Genomic DNA, 20,102 nt, shown 5'->3' with positions numbered 1-20,102 from the left:
AAGTCTAGCGCGGGTCATGGACACAAAGAGCCGGCCGGACGGTCGATCAGACCTATCCGGCCGGCTGGGTGCGTGGCCATGCGATGCGTTGCGTCTCCCTTGCAGGGCCGCGCTGCCTTTGTCTGGCCTGCGCTGGCGGGCGCTACTCGTCTTCCTCGTCCATGTCCTGGAGCGTCGTCATCAGGGGTGGGATGACCTGCTTCTTGCGGCTCACGACGCCGGGCAGCGTCGCGATGCCGTCGACCGGGGTCACGCCAAACGTGCGCGCAACGATCTGGTCGGTGTTGGCGCCCCAGTACAGCATCTCGGTCGTCTGGGTCTTCACGTCCGTGAACATGTAGAACACCATCGGGATGTCGTTCGCCGCTGCGCCCTCCTTCAGGTACGGGCCCACGAGCGCCTCGGCCGCCTTGCGGCTGGACTCCGTCATGAAGCTGCCCTGGCCCACGCCAAAGCGTGCGTGCCCGCGCGAGAAGACCTTGAAGTCAGAGTTGAAGACCTCCTCGGCGGTGCGGCCCGTCAGGTCCGCGCCGGCGTCAAACATCGCGTCCGCGTACTCGTCGATGTCCACGCCTGCGATCTTCGCGAGCTCGCGGCCGGCGTACTTGTCGCGCTCCGTGCAGGTGGGGGAGCGGAACGCCAGCGTGTCAGACAGGATGGCGGAAAGCATGAGGCCCGCGATGTTCTGCGGGATCTCGACGCCCTTCTCCTGGAAGATGCTGAAGAGGATGGTGTTGGTGCAGCCAACGGGCTCGTTGCGGAAGTACGCGGGGGAGCTCGTCTCGATCGTGCCGATGCGGTGGTGGTCGATGATCTCCATGATCTCGGCGCGCTCCAGGCCGCTCACCGCCTGGCTGCGCTCGTTGTGGTCCACCAGGATCACGTGCTTCTTGTTCACGTTGATCATGTTGGGCGAGCTCACGACGCCCACGTACTGGCCGTCCTCGTCCATCACGGGGAAGAAGCGGTGCTGCGAGTTCGCCATGACCTTCAGGGCGTCGTCCACGGACGTGTTGACCGAGAAGCGCAGGACCTTGTCCTCGGGAAGCATCTCGGCGGAGACCGGCGTCGCCATCGGGATGAGGCGCGCGGCGGAGTACGTGTCGTACGGGGTGGTGAGCACGGTGCAGCCGTTTGCCTTCGCGGCCTCGATCACCACTTCGGACACGGAGGCGCCGTTGCAGACCACCAGGCAGCTCGCGCCGGCCTCGACCGCGTAGCGCTGGGTCTCGTAGCGGTTGGTCACCAGGACGATGTCGCCCTTCTCGATGTTGCCCTCCATCATCTCGGGCGTGGTGCCGATGCGGATGTTGCCCTGGCAGATGCGGTCTGCGGGGTCGCCCAGCACCATGGTGCCCTTCAGCGTGTCGAGCACGTTGGAGTACAGCGTCTTGGCGTTGGACAGCATGGCGGTGTCGAAGATGTCCATGTTGGCGCTCGCGATGTCCTTCACCGCGATCAGGCCAAGGAGGTCGTTCTTCTCGTCCGTGATGCACAGGGTGCTGGTCTTGAGGTCGCGCATGAGGTTCCACGCCGAGAAGAGCGAGGTGTCCGCCTCGATGCTGCGCTGCTTGGAGATCTGCGTGTCCTTGATTTGCGGGGCGACGCTCGTGATGAGCTCGGGCTCCTCGAAGCCGAAGGTCTTGAGCGCGAACGCGGTCTCGCGGTTGATGGCGCCGGCGCGACGGGGCTCGTACTCGATGTCGCTGATCTGGTTCTTGAGGTACGCATACGCGATGGCAGAGCAGATGCTGTCTGTGTCGGGATGCAGGTGACCGATGACGTTGACCTTGCGGATGGCCTCGGGCATTGTTTGACTCCTTAACGTCAAATGAACATCAAACCGTGTTCATTTCCTACTGCGTGACTCATCATCATGGCACAAGTTCCCTGCGTGGGCGGGAAGATCGGCCACGGGACACCAACTGCATATAGACGGCACCGTGCGCGGGGCCGGCGGCGCGGGCGGGACGCTACGGCTCCGCGCGGTCGTGGTTCACGGGCCGCACGAAGAGCTCGCGCACCCGGTCCGGGTCCTTGGACTGGCCCAGCGCCCACATGGTCTTGGCGACGAGCGCCTCCGTGGACATGTCCGCCCCCTTCAGGATGCCGGGGTGGTTGGAGTACGCGCGGCCCACCTCGTACACGCCCAGGTCGAGCCCCTCTTCCGGCACCTGCGTCGTCAGCACTAGCGTGCGGCCGGAGTCCACCCAGTCGAAGATCGCGCGCCGGAACGCCCCGTCGTCGTAGTCCGGGATGCCGCCGATGCCGAAGGTCTCCAGGATGATGGCGTCGTAGTCGTCTTTCAGGAGCGAGAAGATCTGCGGCCTGAACTCCGGGGTCAGCCTCAGCACGATGACGCGGTCGTCCATGGCCCGGAAGCGACGCCATGGGACGTTCTTCTCCCTTGGCGGGCGACCGCCGCTCCAGAGCACGCGGTCGCCCCTGACGTAGGCCAGGGTGGGGAAGTTCATGCTCACGAACGCGTTGTAGCTCATGGTGCGCTGCTTGTGGGCGCGCGTGCCCGCGATGACCTTGCCGCCGAACACGACGCACACGTCGCACGCGGCATCGTCGGTGGCGACGAGCAGGCTCTGGTACAGGTTGAGCCTCGCGTCCGTGAACGGCGCGGCCATGGGCTGCTGGGAGCCCGTGAGCACGATGGGCTTGGAGCCTCCCTGCAGCAGGTAGCTGAGAGCGGCCGCCGTGTACGCCATGGTGTCCGTGCCGTGGAGCACCACGAAGCCGTCGTAGTCGTCGTAGCGTTCGGCAAGGCCGTCCGCGATGCGCATCCAGTCGCGCGGGCGCATGTTGGTGCTGTCTATGTTCATGGGTTGCACCACGTCGATGTGACAGAGCTGGTCTATGAGCGGCACGCGCTCCACCAGCTCCTCGCCCGTGAGGCCGGGAGCGAGGCCGTCTTCCTGGGGCAGCGACGCGATGGTGCCTCCCGTGGCCATGACAAGTATGTTCTTCAAGGGCGTCCCGCCTTTCGTCCGTTGGCCGTGCGAGGCCGTGCGACAACCCATGATGGTACACTGATTCGACCCGTTGGCGACGCTCTTGGAGGGGGTGTCTGGCAGTGCAGGTGCACAACAGGCTGCTTGTGGTGGAGGACGACCCCAAGCTGAGGGAGGAGCTCGTGGCGCTTTTGGGCAACAACGGCTACCAGCCACGCGCCGTCGAGGCGTTCGACGACGTGGTGGGGCAGGTGCTTGCCGCCGGGGCCGACCTGGTGCTTCTGGACCTGAACCTGCCGGGCGTGGACGGGCAGTACGTGTGCCGCGAGGTGCGCCGCGAGTCCGACGTGCCCATCATCGTGGTCACGAGCCGCGACGGGCAGATGGACGAGCTGCTGAGCATGAGCTTTGGCGCGGACGACTTCGTGGCGAAGCCGTACAACGCGCCCGTGCTGCTTGCGCGCATAGCGCGGCTGCTGCAGCGCACGTACGGGAGCGCCGACCGTTCTGCCGTGCTGGAGCGCGACGGCGTGCGCCTTGACTGCGACCGCTGCGTGGCGGAGAGGGACGGGCGCTCCGTGGAGCTCACGAAGAACGAGCTCAGGATCCTCTCGCTCTTGATGCGCAACGCCGGCAAGGTGGTGAGCCGCCAGCGAATCCAGGAGGAGCTGTGGCAGACCGACGAGTTCGTGGACGACAACACGCTGACCGTGAACGTGAGCCACCTGCGCCAGACGCTTGGCTCCATAGGCGCGCGCGACTTTGTGCAGACGCGCCGAGGGCTGGGCTACCTCGTCTTGTAGCGCCGGCGCGAGGCGCGACCGCGAGCTGCGGGCGCGGGACGTTTGGCGTGGGCAGTGGACGTGGCAAGGAGGGGGCGCAAGACGCATGAGCTTCTGGTCGTATCTTGTCGACAGGTTCGCGATAGTGCTGTGCCTGGCGGCCGGGGTGCTGCTATCGGGGCTGGCCCTTCTCGCCCACGGCGTGGACGTGCGGGCGTTTGGCGAGGTAGCGTGCATAGTGGGCGCGTGCGCCCTCGTGGGGCTGCTGCTTGACTGGCTGCGGCGCCGGGAGTTTTTCTGCCGGCTGCGCGAGGCGCTGGACGCGCTTGACAGCAAGTACCTGGCCAGCGAGCTGGTGGGAAGGCCGACCACCCTGGAGGGGCGGCTTATGTACGACGCGCTCGCACGCGAGTCGAAGGCGATGACGGACGAGGTGGAGGCCGCGCGCCTGGCGCAGCGCGAGTACCGCGACTACGTGGAGACGTGGATTCACGAGGTGAAGACCCCCATAGCGGCGGCGCGCCTTGTGGCGCAGAACCATCCCGACGACGCGACGGCCGCCATGGACCGCGAGCTTGTGCGCATAGAGGGATATGCGGAGCAGGCGCTGTATTATGCGCGGAGCACCTCGGTCGACCGCGACTTCGCCATCCGCAGAGTGGACCTGGGCGAGCTGGTGCGCGGCGCCCTGAGGGCGAACGCTCGGACGCTGATTGACGCGCACATGGCCCCTGAGCTGGGAGACCTTGACTTTGAGGTCCGCTGCGACCCGAAGTGGCTGACGTTCGTGCTTGGGCAGGTCCTTGTGAACGCCGCGAAGTACCGCAAGCCCGCGGGGCCGGACGGCGTGCTCGAGCCGGCGCGTCTGCGCATTGTGGCGGAGCGTAGGCTGAGCGACGCGGACGCGCGCGTGACGGTGCTGAGCATTGCCGACGAGGGGATCGGCATCCCCGCGGAGGACGTGGACCGCGTGTTTGACAGGGGCTTTACCGGCCAGAACGGCCGCCGCTTTGCAAAGTCGACCGGCATAGGCCTCTACCTGGTGCGGAGCCTGTGTCAGAAGATGGGGCTTCGCGTGACGCTTGCGTCCCGGGTTGGCCGCGGCACCACCGTGAGCATCGAGTTTCCGGACTCGGGCAGGTAGCGCGGCGGCCGCACGCCGGCGGCGCTGGTGCGCGGCGCTGGCGGTGGCGGTGCGTGGTGCCGGCCGCCGGTACACGTGGGTCTCGAGTTGACACGCCCGTACACGTCGAGGCCGAGTTTCGCGGGTCCGCGCAAGCTCGCGTCAGACGTGTACCGGGCCGGGTACACTTCGCGGCCGAGTTTGCAGGGTCCCTGCAAGCTCGCGGCAGATGTGTACGGACTGGGTACACATGGGCGCACTTTTGACAGGAAGCCGCAAACTCGGGCCAGACGAGTAGCATCTAAAGTTGAACCATGTCAGGAACTGTCAGACGTGTACCGAGTAGTTCGTTAAGACTTTGATTGCGCAGCTAAACTACCTCGTGTTATGTGGGATTGGACTAATTCCTCATGGTACACGTCTGGCCCGAGTTTGCATTTTCCGGTACACGTCAGCGGGTTCTTGCCATGGTTAGAACATTTATGGCACACGTCGGCCGCGAGTTTGCGGGATCCCGTGCGTTTCTGCCCCACGTGTACCGGCGGGGCGTGCCCCCCGTACACATGAGGGGCGAGTTTGCAGGCCTCCCGCGAGCTGGGGGCAGGCGTGTACCGCCAAGGCGCCTCCTGGTACTCGTCTGCCCCGAGTTTCGTGCAGGCCTGCAAACTCGGGGCAGGAGTGTACCGGCACGCAGCGCCGCCCGTACTCGTGAGGGCCGAGTTTACGGACCCGCTGCAAACTCGCGGCAGACGTGTACCGGCGCCGGGCCTCGTGCGTACTCGTGGGACCCGAGTTTACGCCGCCCCCGCAAACTCGCGGCAGAAGTGTACCGGGGGTGTTCGACAAGGTTCGCGACGTTGCCAGCTCCCTCTCCACGGCACGCGAAGGCGCAGCTCGCCAGGCTCAAAGGCACGCGTGAACACTCGGGTCAGATGGTCCTGGCAAAGCCGCGGGAAGGTGCCCGGGAGCGCATCTTGGCCTGGGCACCGCTGCACGCGCCCGGCCTGACCTTGCTGGTCCACGCAAGCGAGGGGCGAGTGCATGGCCCCTAGCGGCCCGCCCAGACCCCTAGCGGCCCGCCCAGACCCCTAGCGGCCCGCCTACTCGCCGCCCGCCGCCTTCGCGCCGACACCTCCCGCGCGGCGGTCGCACACCGTGAGGCTCACGGTCATCACCACAAGCAGCACCGCGGCGACGACTGGCAGCAGAAGCGGGGACACCCTCTCCATCACCAGGCCCATGAGCGGTGGAAACGCCATCGAGCCCACGTACGCGCACGCCATCTGCATGCCCATGAGCGACTGCGTTCCGTCCGTGCCAAAGCGCACGGGCGTAAGCTGGATCATCTGCGGGTAGATCGGAGCGCAGCCCAGCCCCATCAGCGCGAGCCCCGCGCCCAACGCAAGCTCGCCTGGTGCAAGCAGCAGCGTCGCAAGGCCCAGCGCCATGACGACCTCGCCCAGCCTCAGCAGCTGCCTTCCGTCCAGCCTCAGCGTGAGCACGCCAGAAAGAAGCCTGCCCACCGTGATCCCCACATAGAAGAGCGAGGCGAGAAGGGCAGCGGTCTGGGCGGGAACCCCGTGCCCAAGCACGAGGAGCGTCGAGGCCCAGAGCCCGCACGACGACTCGAGCGCGCAGTAGCACAGGAAGCCCGCCATCGCCTGGGGCACGCCCGGACGTCGGAGCAGCTCCCGCCGCGCCGGCGTCACGCCGTCTCTGCCATGCCCCTCGTCGGCCGCGTCGGTGCCGGCCGCGCGGTCGCGCCACAGCGGCAGGCTCAGCGCGATCGCGGCCACAAGCGCCACCTGCACCACGCCCACCACGCGGTAGCCTCCCGGCCAGCCGGCGGGACCCGCCATCTGCCAGGACATCACCGTCGGTCCCATGGCCGCGCCGATGCCCCAGCAGCAGTGCAGCCAGTTCATGTGGCGCGCCGCGTAGTGCGTCGCCACAAACGCGTTCAGCGCCGCGTCGACGGCGCCGGCGCCCAGGCCGTACGGGATGGCCCACAGCACCAGCTGCCACAGCGCCGTGCACGTCGAGAACCCAAACAGCGCCACGGCCGTCATGGCCACGGACGCGGCGGTGAGCCTGCCCGTCCCCAGGCGCCGCACGAGCCTGTCGGTCATGAGGCTCGACACTATGGTCCCCAGGCAGATGACGACCGATATCGCGCCCGCAAGAGAAACGACGGCCCCCAGGTCGGAGTGCATGGCGGGCCAGGCGGCGCCCAGCAGGCCGTCGGGAAGCCCAAGGCTCACGAACGAAAGGTAGATTATGGCAAGCAGTGCAGGTGTCATGGGGTGTGGGCCTTTCTCTAACGTGATTTCTTCCGTAGCCATGGTAGGCGCGATACGGACAGCCATGTACAATGGATGCGCCAAGAACTATCGCAAATCGGACATTTAGGGCGCCATGATCTATACAAGGTGCAACCTCGTGCTTGGGAGCGACGACCACGAGGACGTGAAGGTCGCATCGCCGGACTTCCCGGCTGAGGGCTACGACGAGCTCTTGAGCCAGGACCCCGGCTGCGACGTCCCGTGGCACTGGCACGAGGAGCTCGAGGCCATCGTCGTGAGCGAGGGCTCCATGCGGCTCCTCGTCCCCGGCAGGTCGGTGGTGATTCCCGCGGGCAGCGGCGCGTTCGTCAACCGCAACGTGCTCCACTCCTGCGAGGGCGCGCCCACGTGCCGCATACGCTCGGTCACCTTCGCGGCGGACCTCGTGGGCGGTGGCCAGGCGCTCGCCATAACGCGCAGGTACCTTGCCCCGCTCGTGGGAAACGACGCCCATCCCGCCGTCGTCCTTCCCGTGGGGATGCCCGCCGGCCAGCGCGCGTGCGCCCGCATAGAGGAGGCGGTCGCCGCGTTCGAGGCGGGCGGCATCGGCTTCGAGATAGACGTGCGCTCCGCGCTCTCGCACCTCGTCCTCGACGTGCTGGAGCTTGCGGGGGAGGACGCCGCCGGCGGCCACGAGAGGGCTGCCGTCGCTCGCGTGCGCGAGATGTGTCGCTACATAGACGGGCACCTCGGCGAGGACATCGGCGTGACCGATATCGCGCGCGCGGCGAGCATCGGCGAGCGCGAGGCGCTCAGGTGCTTCAGGGAGGAGCTCTCCACCACGCCCTCCGCATATCTCATGGGGCAGCGCCTCGAGCATGCCGCGCGCATCCTCGCGGAAAGCCCGGACGAGCAGATTGCGCAAGTGGCTGGTCGCGTGGGCATGAGGTCCGCGTCGAACTTCTCCCTGCGCTTCCGCGGACGCTTTGGCTGCACCCCGCGTGAGTGGCGCCGGCGGGTGGCGTCCGCACACCCCGCTCCGCGGGCGTGACGCACGCCCCGGACAGCCCTGCCCGCAACCTTCGTCCCGGCCTTCGCCCAACCTTACAAGACCGTAAGGTTTCCGTCACCTTGGCCTATGGCTGCCCGGCGCGCGGCATGACACCATGAGCATGCAAACCGACGGCATGTCATGCCCAAAGACGCAACGCCGGACCCGTCCGGCAAAAGGAGAAGAACATGGAAACCGTCCTTCAGGTACACAACGTGCAGAAGTACTACGGCTCGAAGGGCCGCGGCATGGGGACCGCCATGACGAAGGCGCTCGACGGCGTGAGCTTCGACGTGCGCACCGGCGAGTTCATCGCGATCATGGGCACGTCCGGCTCCGGCAAGTCCACGCTGCTCAACTGCATCTCCACCATCGACCGCCCCACGTCCGGCCAGATCGTGGTCGACGGACGCGACGTCACCGGCATGAGGCAGAAGGACCTCTCGCGCTTCCGCCGCGAGCGCCTCGGCTTCGTGTTCCAGGACTCCAACCTGCTCGACACCCTCACGGGCGAGGAAAACATCGCCCTCGCGCTCACGATCAACCGCGTGAGCCCGAAGGAGATCCCCGGCCGCGTGGAGCAGGTCGCCGCGATGCTGGACGTGGCGGACGTGCTGAAGAAGTACCCGTACCAGATGTCCGGTGGCCAGCGCCAGCGCATCGCGTGCGCACGTGCCATCGTCACCAGGCCGGCCATCGTACTCGCGGACGAGCCCACCGGCGCGCTCGACTCCAAGAACTCGCGCCTCCTGCTCGGCAGCCTCGCGGACCTCAACCGCCAGGGCGCCACCATCCTCATGGTCACGCACGACTCGTACGCCGCCAGCTGGTCCGGCCGCGTGCTCTTCATAAAGGACGGCCGCATCTTCAACGAGCTCTCGCGCGGCGACGAGTCCCGCCAGCAGTTCTTCCAGAAGATCATGGACGTCGTGAGCTTCATGGGTGGGGAGGCGGCAGATGTACGCTAGGATCGCCCTCGGCAACGTCCGTCGCTCCATCAAGGACTTCGGCATCTACTTCCTCACGCTCGTGCTCGGCGTCGCCGTGTACTACGCGTTCAACTCCGTCACGCAGCAGAGCGCGGTGCTCAGCCTCTCGGGCAGCATGAGCACCATCGTGCGGGAGCTCGGCGCGATCATCAGGGCCGTCTCCGTCTTCGTGGCCGTGCTCCTTACGTTCCTCGTCCTGTTCGGCAACCGCTTCCTCATCCGTCGCCGCAAGCGCGAGTTCGCCATCTACCTCACGCTCGGCATGGACCGCCGCCACGTGTCCGGCATCGTCGCGATGGAGTCGCTCGTCGTCGGCGCGGGCGCGCTCGTCGTCGGCCTCGCCGTGGGCGTCCTGCTGTCACAGGCGCTGCTCTACGCCACGGCGCGCCTGTTCAACACCCACGTCACGGGCTTCGGCCTCATGTTCAGCAGCCAGGCCTGCGTCTACACCGTCGTGAGCTTCGCCATCATCTTCCTCGTCGTCGGCGTCCTCAACGTGCTCGAGGTCTCGCGCTTCAGGCTCATCGACCTCATGAACGCGGACCGCAAGGGCGAGAAGAGCCTCGTCCGCAACCTGCCGCTCTCCGTCGCGCTGTTCGTCGTCTCGCTCGTGCTCATCGGCGTCGCGTACCACGAGCTGCGCGTGAACGGAATGTACGTGATCGACTGGCGTTTCAACCTCGCGACCGCCCTCGTCACCGTGGGTACGTTTCTGCTGTTCTTTAGCGTCTCGGGCTTCCTGCTGCGCCTGGGGCAGTCCGCACGCGGCTTCTACCTGCACGGTCTCAACATGTTCACGCTGCGACAGCTCTCCAGCCGCGTCAATAGCGCCTGGGTCTCCATCTCCATCGTGTGCGCGGCGCTCTTCCTTGCCATCACGTCCACGTGTGGCGGCTTTGCCCTCGTCAGCTCCATCAACCAGAGTGTGAGCGCCATCACCCACTACGACGTGAGCGTCGCCATGTATCCCCAGGCCATCGATGACGCCTCCGCCTCGGTCGAGACAACCCAAGACGCCAGTGGCAGCGAGATGGAAAAGCTCCTCAAAGCATCCGTGCCAGACTGGGACTCCCTCGTCGCGGACTCCGCCCGCATCGACCTCTACATGGACTCCAGCATGCGCCTGAACCTGGCCGCGCTGCGCGGGGACACCGACGTCGAGGTTCCTGACAGCTTTGCCAAGTATACAAACTCCCTCGGCAAGGTCCCCATCCACGTCACCTCGCTCTCGCAGTACAACGCGATCCTCGCTCTGCGCGGAGAGAAGCCGGTCGTCCTCAAGGCCAACGAGGCCCTCGTGACCACGGACATGACCAACATGGTCGGCTTCTGGCAGCGCGTCGCCGTCAAGAGCGACGGCTTCGACTTCCTCGGCACCACCATGCGCCTGCGTGCGCGCCGCACCACGATGGAGTACTCGAACGCCGTCAACACCAGCGTCGGTACGATCGTTGTGCCAGACGGCGTCCTCGAGTCCAAGCGTGCCCAGCTCGAGCCTTTCTCCAATTACCTCAACGTGAAGGCCAGGGACTCCCGCGCAGAGGCCCGCCTGTACAAGGAGGTCGCGAGGGCGCACCAGCCGGGGCTGCTGTTCGAGGCACAGTCCAAGTCCTCCGCAAAGGAGGAAGCCGTCGGCCTCACCGCCATCATCGGCTACCTTGCGCTCTACATCGGCTTCGTCCTGTTCGTCAGCTGCGCGGCGATCCTCGCCATCCAGCAGCTCAGTGACGTGGCAGAAAGCGCGCCGCGCTACCGGGTGCTCTTCGACCTCGGTGCCGAGCGCGGCATGGTCAACCACGCCATCCTCATGCAGATCGCCACGTACTTCCTGTTCCCGCTCGTCGTGGCGCTCGCGCACTCCTACGTGGCGCTCGGCGTCCTCGGCAGCGTCATCAAGACCCTGGGCGTGCTCGACTTTTTGCGCCCCCTCGGCATCACCATGGCCATCGTCCTCGTGCTGTATGGAGGCTACTTCCTCCTCACGTACGGCATGGCGCGCGGCGTCCTGGGCGAGAAGGCCCGGCGCCGCGAGTAGCCGCCCTCCCATAGGCCCCGCGCATCCGCGGTCGGAGCGTCCCGTGCGCGCCGACCGCGGATTGCTGTAGCATTCCTTAGGAACATGCAATCTGGGAAAGGCGGTCGGCATGCCTGGTGGCAGGAGCTTCGTGTGGCAGGGCAAGCGTCTGATGGGCGAGGTCACGCGCCTGGACGACGACGGTACCGAGTACGTGGTCACGAGCGGCGGGCGCATCTTCACCGGCAACCCGCGGATAGGGTACGTGCCTATGGAGGAGGAAGAGGACCCGAAGTCCGTGGCGGAGGGCCTCGGCGACGTCGCGAACGGCATGACGGACCTCTCCGGCGTCCAGGACAACATGCGCCGCTTCGGCACCAAGGGCTACCTCATGCGCGTCGCCCTTGTCCTTCTCGTCATCATGGTCGTGCTTTTCGTGCTGCGCCTCGTCATGGGATAGCGCCCGCGCGGCAACGGAAAGAAGAATTGGTGGTCGCGCCGCGGTGCCGTGGCGCGGCCCCTTTCTTGTGCGCGGGGCGTATGGGATACTGGCAGGACTCACCCCGCAGGCGCTCTCGCGCCAGATAGGAGCAAGACAGATGGCAGAGTTCATCTACCAGATGGAGAAGGTCCGCAAGGCGTTCGACGGCAAGGTCATCCTGGACGACGTGACCATGGGCTTCTTCCCCGGCGCGAAGATCGGCGTCGTGGGCCCCAACGGCATGGGCAAGTCCACGCTGCTCAAGATCATGGCCGGCATCGAGGACATCAGCAACGGCGAGGCGCGCCTCTCGCCCGGCTACTCCGTGGGCATCCTCCTGCAGGAGCCGCCGCTGGACAACTCGAAGACCGTAAAGCAGAACATCGAGATGGCGTTTGGCGACATCCTCGCGAAGGTGGACCGCTTCAACAAGATCGGCGAGGAGATGGGCGACCCCAACGCGGACTTCGACGCGCTCATGGCCGAGATGGGCGAGCTCCAGAACGAGATCGACGCCGCCAACGGCTGGGACATCGACAGCCAGCTGTCGCAGGCGATGGACGCGCTGCAGTGCCCCGACGGCAACGAGCCCGTGGAGCACCTCTCCGGCGGCGAGCGCCGCCGCGTCGCGCTCTGCAAGCTGCTGCTGGAGGCGCCGGACCTGCTGCTTCTGGATGAGCCCACCAACCACCTGGACGCGGAGTCCGTGCTGTGGCTCGAGCAATTCCTGAAGAACTACCAGGGCGCCGTCCTGGCCGTCACGCATGACCGCTACTTCCTGGACAACGTGGCGGAGTGGATCTGCGAGGTCGACCGCGGCACGCTGTACCCGTACAAGGGCAACTACTCCACGTACCTGGAGACGAAGTCCGCCCGCCTGGAGATGGAGTCCAAGCAAAACGCGAAGCGCGCGAAGAAGATGCGCGACGAGCTCGCGTGGGTGCGCAGCTCGCAGAAGGCCCGCCAGGCGAAGAGCAAGGCCCGCCTCGCGGCGTACGAGGAGATGGAGGCCGCGGCGGCGCGCGCCGAGAAGGTCGACTACACCGACATCCACCTTCCCGTGGGCCCGCGCCTGGGCAACAAGGTGCTCGAGGCGAGCCACCTGCACAAGGCGTTTGGCGACCGCGTGCTGATTGACGACCTGAGCTTCAGCCTGCCGCGCAACGGCATCGTGGGCGTCATCGGCCCAAACGGCGTGGGCAAGTCGACCCTGTTCAAGATGATCGTGGGCCAGGAGCCCGTCACCTCTGGCTCGCTGGAGCTGGGCGAGACGGTGAAGCTCTCGTACGTGGACCAGAACCGCGAGGGCCTCGACCCGCAGAAGACGGTGTGGGAGGTCGTGAGCGGCGGCAACGACTACATCACCGTTGGCAGGCAGGAGATCCCGAGCCGCGCGTACGTGAGCGCGTTCGGCTTCAAGGGCACGGACCAGCAGAAGCGTGCCGGCGTGCTTTCTGGCGGCGAGAGGAACAGGCTGAACCTGGCCCTGACCCTGCGCCAGGGCGGAAACCTCGTGCTTCTGGACGAGCCCACGAACGACCTCGACACCGAGACCCTGGAGAGCCTGGAGGAGGCGCTCCTGGAGTTCCCGGGCTGCTGCGTGATCACGAGCCATGACCGCTGGTTCATGGACCGCATCTGCACGCACATCCTTGCGTGGGAGGGGACGGACGAGAACCCCGGCGCGTGGCACTGGTTCGAGGGCAACTTCGAGGACTACCAGAAGGACCGTGTGAAGCGCTTGGGACCAGACCTCTCCAAGCCGCACCGCCTGCACCGCAAGCTGACGCGCGACTAGGTTCGACCGGCGCCGCGCACGCCAGAAACATTGGATAGGGCTCTCGTTTTAGACCTGCCTCGCAAGCATGCGGGGCAGGTCCTTCTCGTTAGAATTTGTATGTTTCCGCTTACCGTCTGCATTGCGTCGCACGCGTTTAAGGCGCTTTACAGGGAACTTGGGGCGTGGGATGATTCATGCGTTGGTTATAACGTCTGGTGCGGTCGGTGCCGCGCCAAAAGGAATCGGGGAGGCTTTATGAGAAAGACCCATCCAAGGGCGCTTGGTCGCTTCAGGCGCTTCGGGCGTGCGATGACGGTGGCCGCCGCCATCGTGATGGCGATGCCCACGGGCGCGCTCGCGTGCACCCAGATCTACATGGGCAAGGGCGTCACGGACACCGGCGACACGTACGTCGGCCGCTCGGAGGACTACGCGAGCCGCCATCCCAAGGCGTTCGGCATCCAGGAGAGCGTTACGAATCCCAAGTTCAGCTCGGACGAGTCCAACTTCGAGTGGACGTTTGACGGCACGACGTATCGCCACACGTATGTGCGCGACCTCCCCTCTGGCTGGGACGGACGCGACGACGCGTACTCCGAGGCCGGCACCAACGAGAAGGGCGTGAGCGTCTCTGCCACGCTGACCACCGGCTACAACGGCAAGGTCAAGGCCGTCGACCCCTGCGGCTCCGAGGACAGCAACGACCCCTCCGGCATCGGCGAGTACACGATTCCCGACGTCGTGCTGGGCTGCGCCGCTACCGCCCGTGACGGCGTGAAGCTGCTGGGCGAGATTATCGACAAGAATGGCAGCTACGACTGCAACCAGATCATCATCGCGGACAGCGCAGAGACCTGGGTCTTCATGCAGCTCTCCGGTCACCAGTGGTGCGCGGTAAACCTGACGGCCATCGCGCCGGACAAGGTCTCCGTGAACCCGAACATGAGCAACCTGAAGTTTGACGTGGACCTTGGGGACAGCCTCGTCTGCCTGCACTCCGCCAACCTGGAGAAGGTCGCAAAGGACGCCGGTACCGCCACGTACTTCGACGACGGTCAGCTGGACGTCGCCACGTCCTATGGCAAGGACGAGGGCATCGCGCAGGACACCCGCTACGCACAGGGTCGCGCGTACTTTGGCAACCCACTTGCGGACGGCACGTACACGAAGGACTTTACCGCCTCCGGCTGGCAGGGCGTGACCTCGATCTCTGACCCGGAGCTGCTCTTTGCCCCGTCCGGCAAGGTTGACCTGTTCCAGGCGCTGCGCTCCTACGCCGCCCGCGGCGAGCAGACGAGCGACCTGAACGCGAACACGAACTCCAAGCTGTATGCCATCGGCAACAACCGCACGGTCGAGACCCACATGTTCCAGATCCGGAGCGGCCTCACCTCTGACATCGCGACCGTCCAGTGGGAGGCGCTGTCACGCGCCGAGTTCAGCGTGGCCGTGCCCGTGTACTCCGCGCTGCTGACCGAGGTGGACAAGACCATCTATCCCGACATCCACAGCTTCAGCGAGGACCACACCGGCGACGCCTACGAGAGGGACAACGTCAAGGCAGCCCTCGACGCTTCGACCGACAACGGCTCGCTCGACTACGTGCTGATGGACATCAACACCCTCGCATACAACTACCGCGACAAGCTCGCAGTCCCCACCCGCGCCTACCTGGACGCCCTGCAGAATGAGCTCATCTCGCAGCAGAATGCCGCGGATGCCGAAATGCAGAAGACCCCGTCCGATAAGCGCACCGAACTTGCGAACAAGCTCTTCGAGCAGGCGAGCAAGGAGACCTACGCCAAGTCGAAGGCGCTGCTGGACGAGATGCGCACCTATGTGAACGGCGGTATGAATGGAGACTTCGTGCCGAGCGACCTCGACGCCGCGAAGGGCGACCTGAAGGCCCCGATTCGCTATGCAACCGCGGCCGTTGCTCCGCAGATTACCGAGCAGCCGCAGAGTGCCACGTACGAGAAGGGTGACAAGGCTGCTGACCTCAAGGTGACGGCCACAATTCCCGACGGCGTCGCCGGCTCCGACCAGTACCTGACCTACAAGTGGACGGTCAAGGATGTTTCCGCCAACACCGCCGCCTCGCAGTCAGACGCCCGCGCGGCAAAGAAGAGCACGGTCGCTCTGCTGAAGGCCGCGCCTGCCACTAAGGCTACGGCTGCCGCCGCGAAGCCGATGGCGCGCGCTGCTGCCCCCGGCATTGCAAGCCAGAGCTCCACGTGCTCCGTGGACACCTCTAAGGTGGGAACGTTCGAGTACCAGTGCACCGTCACGAACAGCCAGAACGGCGAGTCCGTCACTTCCGAGGCTGCGACGATCACGGTGAACGAGAAGAAACCGGAACCGAAGCCCGACGACAAGCCGAGCTCGGACAACACCGGCAACGCCAACACCAACGCCGGCAACGGCAACGCTAGCGCTAGCAACAACAACGCAAACGGCAGCACCGCACCGAGCAAGAAGAGCCCGGCCAAGGCCGCATCCGGCAGGCTCGTCTCGACCGGCGACACCAACAACGCGATGGTTCCCGTCGCGATCGCCATCGCCGGCGTCGCGATCGTTGCAATCGCCCTCGTGGTGCGCAAGCGCAACCGCGAGTAGCGGTTCCAGACGGAGGAATGGCCTCCTGACATGGTAAGACGGCGGCCCCGGAGTTCACGCTCTGGGGCCGCTTTTGTGTGCGTCTGCAGTTGGGTCTTGGCCAAGGGGCCGCGTTCTTCTCGCCCGTGGGCGCCCGGGGCGGGGGCTAGTCCAGCGCGTCCAGGCAGGTCTCGATGGGGATGCCGCGCGACTTGTCCTCCTGGTACTGGTTGCGCACGATGAGCTTGCGCACCGCCTCCATCGCGCGCGACGTGGCCTGGGCCAGCGGCATGCCGTGCAGCACGTGGCCGATCATGACGGACGAGAATATGTCGCCCGTGCCGGGGAAGTACACGTCCACCATCTGGATGGGCAGGGCGAAGCGCTCGCCAAGCAGGTGGTCGTAGCCAAGCACCATGGGGCGGCCCTCCACGAGGGCACTCGTGATCACGACGGAGCGCGCGCCGATCTTGCGGATGCCGTCCACGAGGCGCTCCGCCTCTGGGCGAGAAACGCCGCGTTCCAGGTCGACGGGGGTGTCCGTGAGCAGGCACGCCTCGGTGTAGTTGGGCACGGTGTAGTCCGCGAGCGAGACGAGCCTGCGCATGAGGCCGATGGTGGTCTTGGGGATGCCGGCGTACAGGCGGCCGTGGTCCGCCATGATGGGGTCCACGAAGATGCTCGTGCCCTTGGCGGCGTGGCGCTCGCAGAAGTCCGCGATGATGCGGGACTCCTCCTCGCTCTGGATGAAGCCGGTGGAGATCGCGTCGAACGTGAAGCCGAGCTCGTCCCAGATGGGGAGCGTGTTGCGGACGTACTCCGTGCAGTCCTGGATGTAGAACTTGGGGTAGTTGAGCGTGTCCGAAACCAGCGCCGTCGGCAGGTTGTGGATGCGGTACCCCATGTGGGTGAGCACGGGCAGCATAGCGGCGAGCGCCACCTTGCCGTAGCCGCACATGTCGTTTATGAGCAGGATCTGGTCTTCCACGACCGGCCTTCCTTCGCAGGTTGCAATCGTGCACAAGCATACGGCAAGTTGCGCCACCGCGCGAAACGTTCGCAGAACGGGCAGGCTGGTGTTGGGTATGGGCCGCGGGCGGTACCAACGTCCTTCTCGCGGCACGAAGACGTGCGATCGCTTGTGTTGTCGCTGAGACGTTTGCCGTACGAGGCACCCGTGCGCACCCGTTTGTGCAAGCATGGCAGGCGTCGTGCGGCTGCGTTCGCGACCGCATCGACAGGTGCCTGAACCAACCAAGACAAGCGAGGTGCATATGAGCTTCAGGAACTCGAAGGTCGTAATCGTCGGCGCGGGCAACGTGGGATCCACCACCGCGTTCAGCATCGTGAGCCAGGGGCTCTGCGAGGACGTCTGCCTCATCGACATCAACAAGGAGGTCGCCGTAGGCCAGGCGCTGGACATGCAGGACGCCGTCTACTTCATGAACCGCAACATGAGGGTGCATGCGGGCGGATACGAGGAGTGCTCCGACGCCGACATCGTGGTGATCACGGCCGCCGCGCCCATGCCGAAGGACTCGAACGACCGCCTAGAGATGCTGAAGCCCAGCCTGCACGTGGTGCGTGAGGTGGTTCAGAGTGTGATGGCCTCCGGCTTCAACGGCATCTTCATCGTGGTTTCGAACCCGGTGGACATCATGACCTACTACACGTGGCGCGTGAGCGGACTTCCCGCGGAGCGCGTGATAGGCTCTGGCACCAACCTGGACACGGCGCGCCTGTGCCGCGCGCTGTCGCAGATGTACGACCTGGCACCCGCGAGCGTGGAGGCGTTCGTGCTGGGCGAGCACGGCGACTCCGAGATCGTGAGCTGGAACAGCGCGACCATCGGCGGCAAGCGCGTGGACGACGTCCTGCGCGACAACGCGCCGCGCACGCGCGGCACCACCCGCGAGGACCTGCGCAAGCGCACGGTGCAGGCCGGCTGGGACGTGTTCAGCCGCAAGGGCAACACCTGCTACGGCATCGGCGCGAGCGTGACGGCCATAGCGAAGTCCATCCTTCTGGACGAGAAGAGCATCATGCCGGTGTCCGTGCGCGTGGACGGCATGTACGGGCTTAGCGGCACGTACCTATCCGTCCCGGCGATCCTGGACCACACCGGCGTGAAGGAGATCGTGGAGATCGACCTGCAGAAGGACGAGCTGGAGGCTCTGCACAAGTCCGCGGAGCTGCTGACCTCGTTCTACGGGAAGCTCGACGCGTAGGACGGCGCGTGAGGGGCGCCCGGGCGGGGCGGCCGCGCGCCGGGGCCGTGTAGGTGACGTGTAGGCGCCGGTGACGTGTAGGCGCCGCGCGGCGCGGCGCCGCGCGGCTAGTGACCGGCCGAGCGCTCGATTGCCCGCACGAGGAACTCCGTCGCGCCGGGCGCCCAGGCGTCGTAGTAGGCGCGGAAGCGGTCGTCTGCCAGGTACATCTGGGCAAGGCCGGCGTGCGCCTGGGGGCTGAACGTGCCCTCGGGCCAGAAGAGGCGCAGCCATGCCGCGTGCGCGGACGCCGCGGCCGCGCCGTGGGACCCGTCGGCATCGCCGTCCGCGAGGCCCGCGAGCACCTCGCTGCGGACGTCGCCCTCCAGCTTCTGGGCGCGCTCGAAGTCCGCGCGGCTGAGGCCCATCAGGCGTTGGTTCGACGCGTCCACGGCCTCGTCGCCCCAGCGCCCGCGGACCTCCTGCCCGTACTCTCGCTCGTTTGCGTCGACGAGCTCCTGCTTGAATGCCTCGAACTTCTCGTCCGCGCTCATGGTGTTTCCTCCGTCTAACTCTGCGAGCGTCGCCTCGACGCTCGCGATTATTCTGTCCAGGCGATCCCGCTGGCGCCTGAGCTGCTCAAGGTGGTGCCGGAGCGTCTGGCGCCGCTGTGCCGGCGGCACGTCCAGGTTCCGCGCGATGTCCGAGAGCCCCATGCCAAGCTCGCGCAGGATGAGGATCTGCTGCATGCGGTCAACGTCGGCGCGGCCGTATTGCCGGTAGCCGTTTGGCAGGCGACGCGGGTGCAGGAGCCCGAGGCTCTCGTAGTGGTAGAGCGTCCGCACCGTCACGCCCGTGAGCGAGGCGAACTCTCCCACGGAGTACGTGCGCTCGGGCGCCCCCGCGCGCTTGCCGTTCCTGCCCCTGCTTTCCATGCGCTGCGCTCCCATGTTGTCCCGCCGTCACAATGCGATGGTAAACCCCTACGTTACGTTGGGTGCAAGCGCGAATTTTGCGGGGGGCGGGGGAGGAAAGAGGCGCGGGGAAGGAAAGGGTGCGATGCGCCCGTCTGCGAGCAACGAGATTTAGGTGGCGTCGCCACGTGGCCCCCGGCGCGTGCGCGGCGTTGGCACATGGGCGGCGCTGGTGACGGTCGCCGGTGCACGTGAGCCCCGAGTCGACGCGCCCGTACACGTCGCGGCCGAGTTTCACGGGTCCGTGCAAGCTCGCGGCAGACGTGTACCGGCACGCAGCGCCGACCGCACTCGTGGGGCCCGAGTTTACGGACCCCCTGCAAACTCGGCGCGGGTGTGTGCCCGGGGCCCGGCTGCGCCTGCACGCACCCGGACCGACATTGCGGAATCGTGCAAGCTCGGGCCGGGTGTGTTGCGCCCCGGGGGCAACCGTGGCAGGAACCCCCCGGTGTGTGACCCCACGATGGTTAAACGAGTTATGTCTCGGCCAACCTACCTGCGATTATGTGGAATCGAACCAAGCGCGCGCGTAGCACACCCGGGGGATTCTCGCATTTCGCGAAGCACACCCGCGACTTCGTGGCACGGGACCCCTCTTTGCGCAACGCACCGGGGGCGACCTTGCGGGGTCGCGCAAACTGGGGCCGGGTGTGTGCGGCGGCGGGTACGCACCCGCCACGACCTTGCGGAATCCCGCGAACTGGGGCCGGGCGTGTACCCGCGTCCCAGCCGCCCCTGCACGCACCAGGGGCGACCTTGCAGGATCTTGCGAACTGGGGCCGGGTGTGTACCCACGCTCCCGGCGCCCCCGCACACACCGGTGGCGACCTTGCAGGATCCCGTAAACTGGGACCGGGTGCGTAT

Annotated in this window: 14 protein-coding genes; 9 read left to right on the top strand and 5 right to left on the bottom strand. The window is 66.4% G+C overall.

Going from position 1 to position 20,102, the window contains the following annotated elements:
* Positions 1 to 142: 142 nt before the first annotated feature.
* Both ACTQWE_RS04130 and ACTQWE_RS04125 read right to left on the bottom strand, forming a co-directional pair.
* Positions 143 to 1,810: a putative manganese-dependent inorganic diphosphatase gene (locus tag ACTQWE_RS04130; RefSeq protein WP_170103116.1), complete on the bottom strand. Its 1,668-nt coding sequence runs from the start codon at positions 1,808 to 1,810 to the stop codon at positions 143 to 145.
* A gap of 163 nt (positions 1,811 to 1,973) precedes the next feature.
* The gene (locus ACTQWE_RS04125; protein WP_441855832.1) at positions 1,974 to 2,978 is read right to left on the bottom strand and encodes an asparaginase; all 1,005 of its coding nucleotides are present in this window, start codon (positions 2,976 to 2,978) and stop codon (positions 1,974 to 1,976) included.
* Between the two features lie 104 nt (positions 2,979 to 3,082).
* Here ACTQWE_RS04125 and ACTQWE_RS04120 point away from each other — a divergent pair, with 104 nt between their 5' ends.
* Positions 3,083 to 3,763, top strand: coding sequence for a response regulator transcription factor (locus ACTQWE_RS04120; RefSeq protein ID WP_328804297.1), 681 nt, complete (start codon positions 3,083 to 3,085; stop codon positions 3,761 to 3,763).
* An 85-nt stretch (positions 3,764 to 3,848) separates the two neighbouring features.
* Entirely contained in the window at positions 3,849 to 4,886 is a 1,038-nt protein-coding gene (locus tag ACTQWE_RS04115) for a sensor histidine kinase (RefSeq protein ID WP_441855830.1), read from the top strand.
* 1,079 nt (positions 4,887 to 5,965) lie between these two features.
* Here ACTQWE_RS04115 and ACTQWE_RS04110 read toward each other — a convergent pair.
* Entirely contained in the window at positions 5,966 to 7,165 is a 1,200-nt protein-coding gene (locus tag ACTQWE_RS04110) for an MFS transporter (RefSeq protein WP_441855828.1), read from the bottom strand.
* A gap of 115 nt (positions 7,166 to 7,280) precedes the next feature.
* On the opposite strand from ACTQWE_RS04110, the gene ACTQWE_RS04105 reads away from it, so the two are divergent.
* The 6 genes from ACTQWE_RS04105 to ACTQWE_RS04080 all read left to right on the top strand — a co-directional run bounded on the left by ACTQWE_RS04105 (position 7,281) and on the right by ACTQWE_RS04080 (position 16,078).
* Complete coding sequence (locus ACTQWE_RS04105; protein WP_441855826.1) at positions 7,281 to 8,198, top strand: helix-turn-helix domain-containing protein; 918 nt, start codon at positions 7,281 to 7,283, stop codon at positions 8,196 to 8,198.
* 188 nt (positions 8,199 to 8,386) lie between these two features.
* Positions 8,387 to 9,166, top strand: a complete 780-nt coding sequence (locus ACTQWE_RS04100; RefSeq protein ID WP_170103121.1) for an ABC transporter ATP-binding protein — start codon at positions 8,387 to 8,389, stop codon at positions 9,164 to 9,166.
* Positions 9,156 to 11,222 carry an FtsX-like permease family protein gene (locus tag ACTQWE_RS04095; RefSeq protein WP_441855824.1) on the top strand — a complete coding sequence of 689 codons (2,067 nt, stop codon included), beginning with the start codon at positions 9,156 to 9,158 and terminating at the stop codon, positions 11,220 to 11,222. The genes ACTQWE_RS04100 and ACTQWE_RS04095 overlap by 11 nt, the downstream gene beginning before the upstream one ends.
* A gap of 109 nt (positions 11,223 to 11,331) precedes the next feature.
* Entirely contained in the window at positions 11,332 to 11,661 is a 330-nt protein-coding gene (locus ACTQWE_RS04090; RefSeq protein ID WP_441855822.1) for a hypothetical protein, read from the top strand.
* Positions 11,662 to 11,800: 139 nt separating this feature from the next.
* Positions 11,801 to 13,480: an energy-dependent translational throttle protein EttA gene (gene ettA / locus ACTQWE_RS04085; protein WP_441855820.1), complete on the top strand. Its 1,680-nt coding sequence runs from the start codon at positions 11,801 to 11,803 to the stop codon at positions 13,478 to 13,480.
* A gap of 237 nt (positions 13,481 to 13,717) precedes the next feature.
* Entirely contained in the window at positions 13,718 to 16,078 is a 2,361-nt protein-coding gene (locus ACTQWE_RS04080) for a dipeptidase (RefSeq protein WP_441855818.1), read from the top strand.
* Positions 16,079 to 16,223: 145 nt separating this feature from the next.
* Here the strand turns inward: ACTQWE_RS04080 and ACTQWE_RS04075 are convergent, their stop codons facing one another.
* Positions 16,224 to 17,045, bottom strand: a complete 822-nt coding sequence (locus tag ACTQWE_RS04075; protein ID WP_441855816.1) for a bifunctional hydroxymethylpyrimidine kinase/phosphomethylpyrimidine kinase — start codon at positions 17,043 to 17,045, stop codon at positions 16,224 to 16,226.
* A 286-nt stretch (positions 17,046 to 17,331) separates the two neighbouring features.
* On the opposite strand from ACTQWE_RS04075, the gene ACTQWE_RS04070 reads away from it, so the two are divergent.
* Positions 17,332 to 18,285, top strand: a complete 954-nt coding sequence (locus ACTQWE_RS04070; RefSeq protein WP_170103126.1) for an L-lactate dehydrogenase — start codon at positions 17,332 to 17,334, stop codon at positions 18,283 to 18,285.
* A gap of 107 nt (positions 18,286 to 18,392) precedes the next feature.
* Here the strand turns inward: ACTQWE_RS04070 and ACTQWE_RS04065 are convergent, their stop codons facing one another.
* Entirely contained in the window at positions 18,393 to 19,199 is an 807-nt protein-coding gene (locus tag ACTQWE_RS04065; RefSeq protein ID WP_441855814.1) for a MerR family transcriptional regulator, read from the bottom strand.
* Positions 19,200 to 20,102: the final 903 nt, after the last annotated feature.

The organism is Parafannyhessea sp. LCP19S3_B1, assembly GCF_052121955.1.
Lineage (GTDB): Bacteria > Actinomycetota > Coriobacteriia > Coriobacteriales > Atopobiaceae > Parafannyhessea.
Note: the sequence above shows the minus strand (reverse complement) of the source record. Positions and strands in the feature narration are given on the sequence as shown.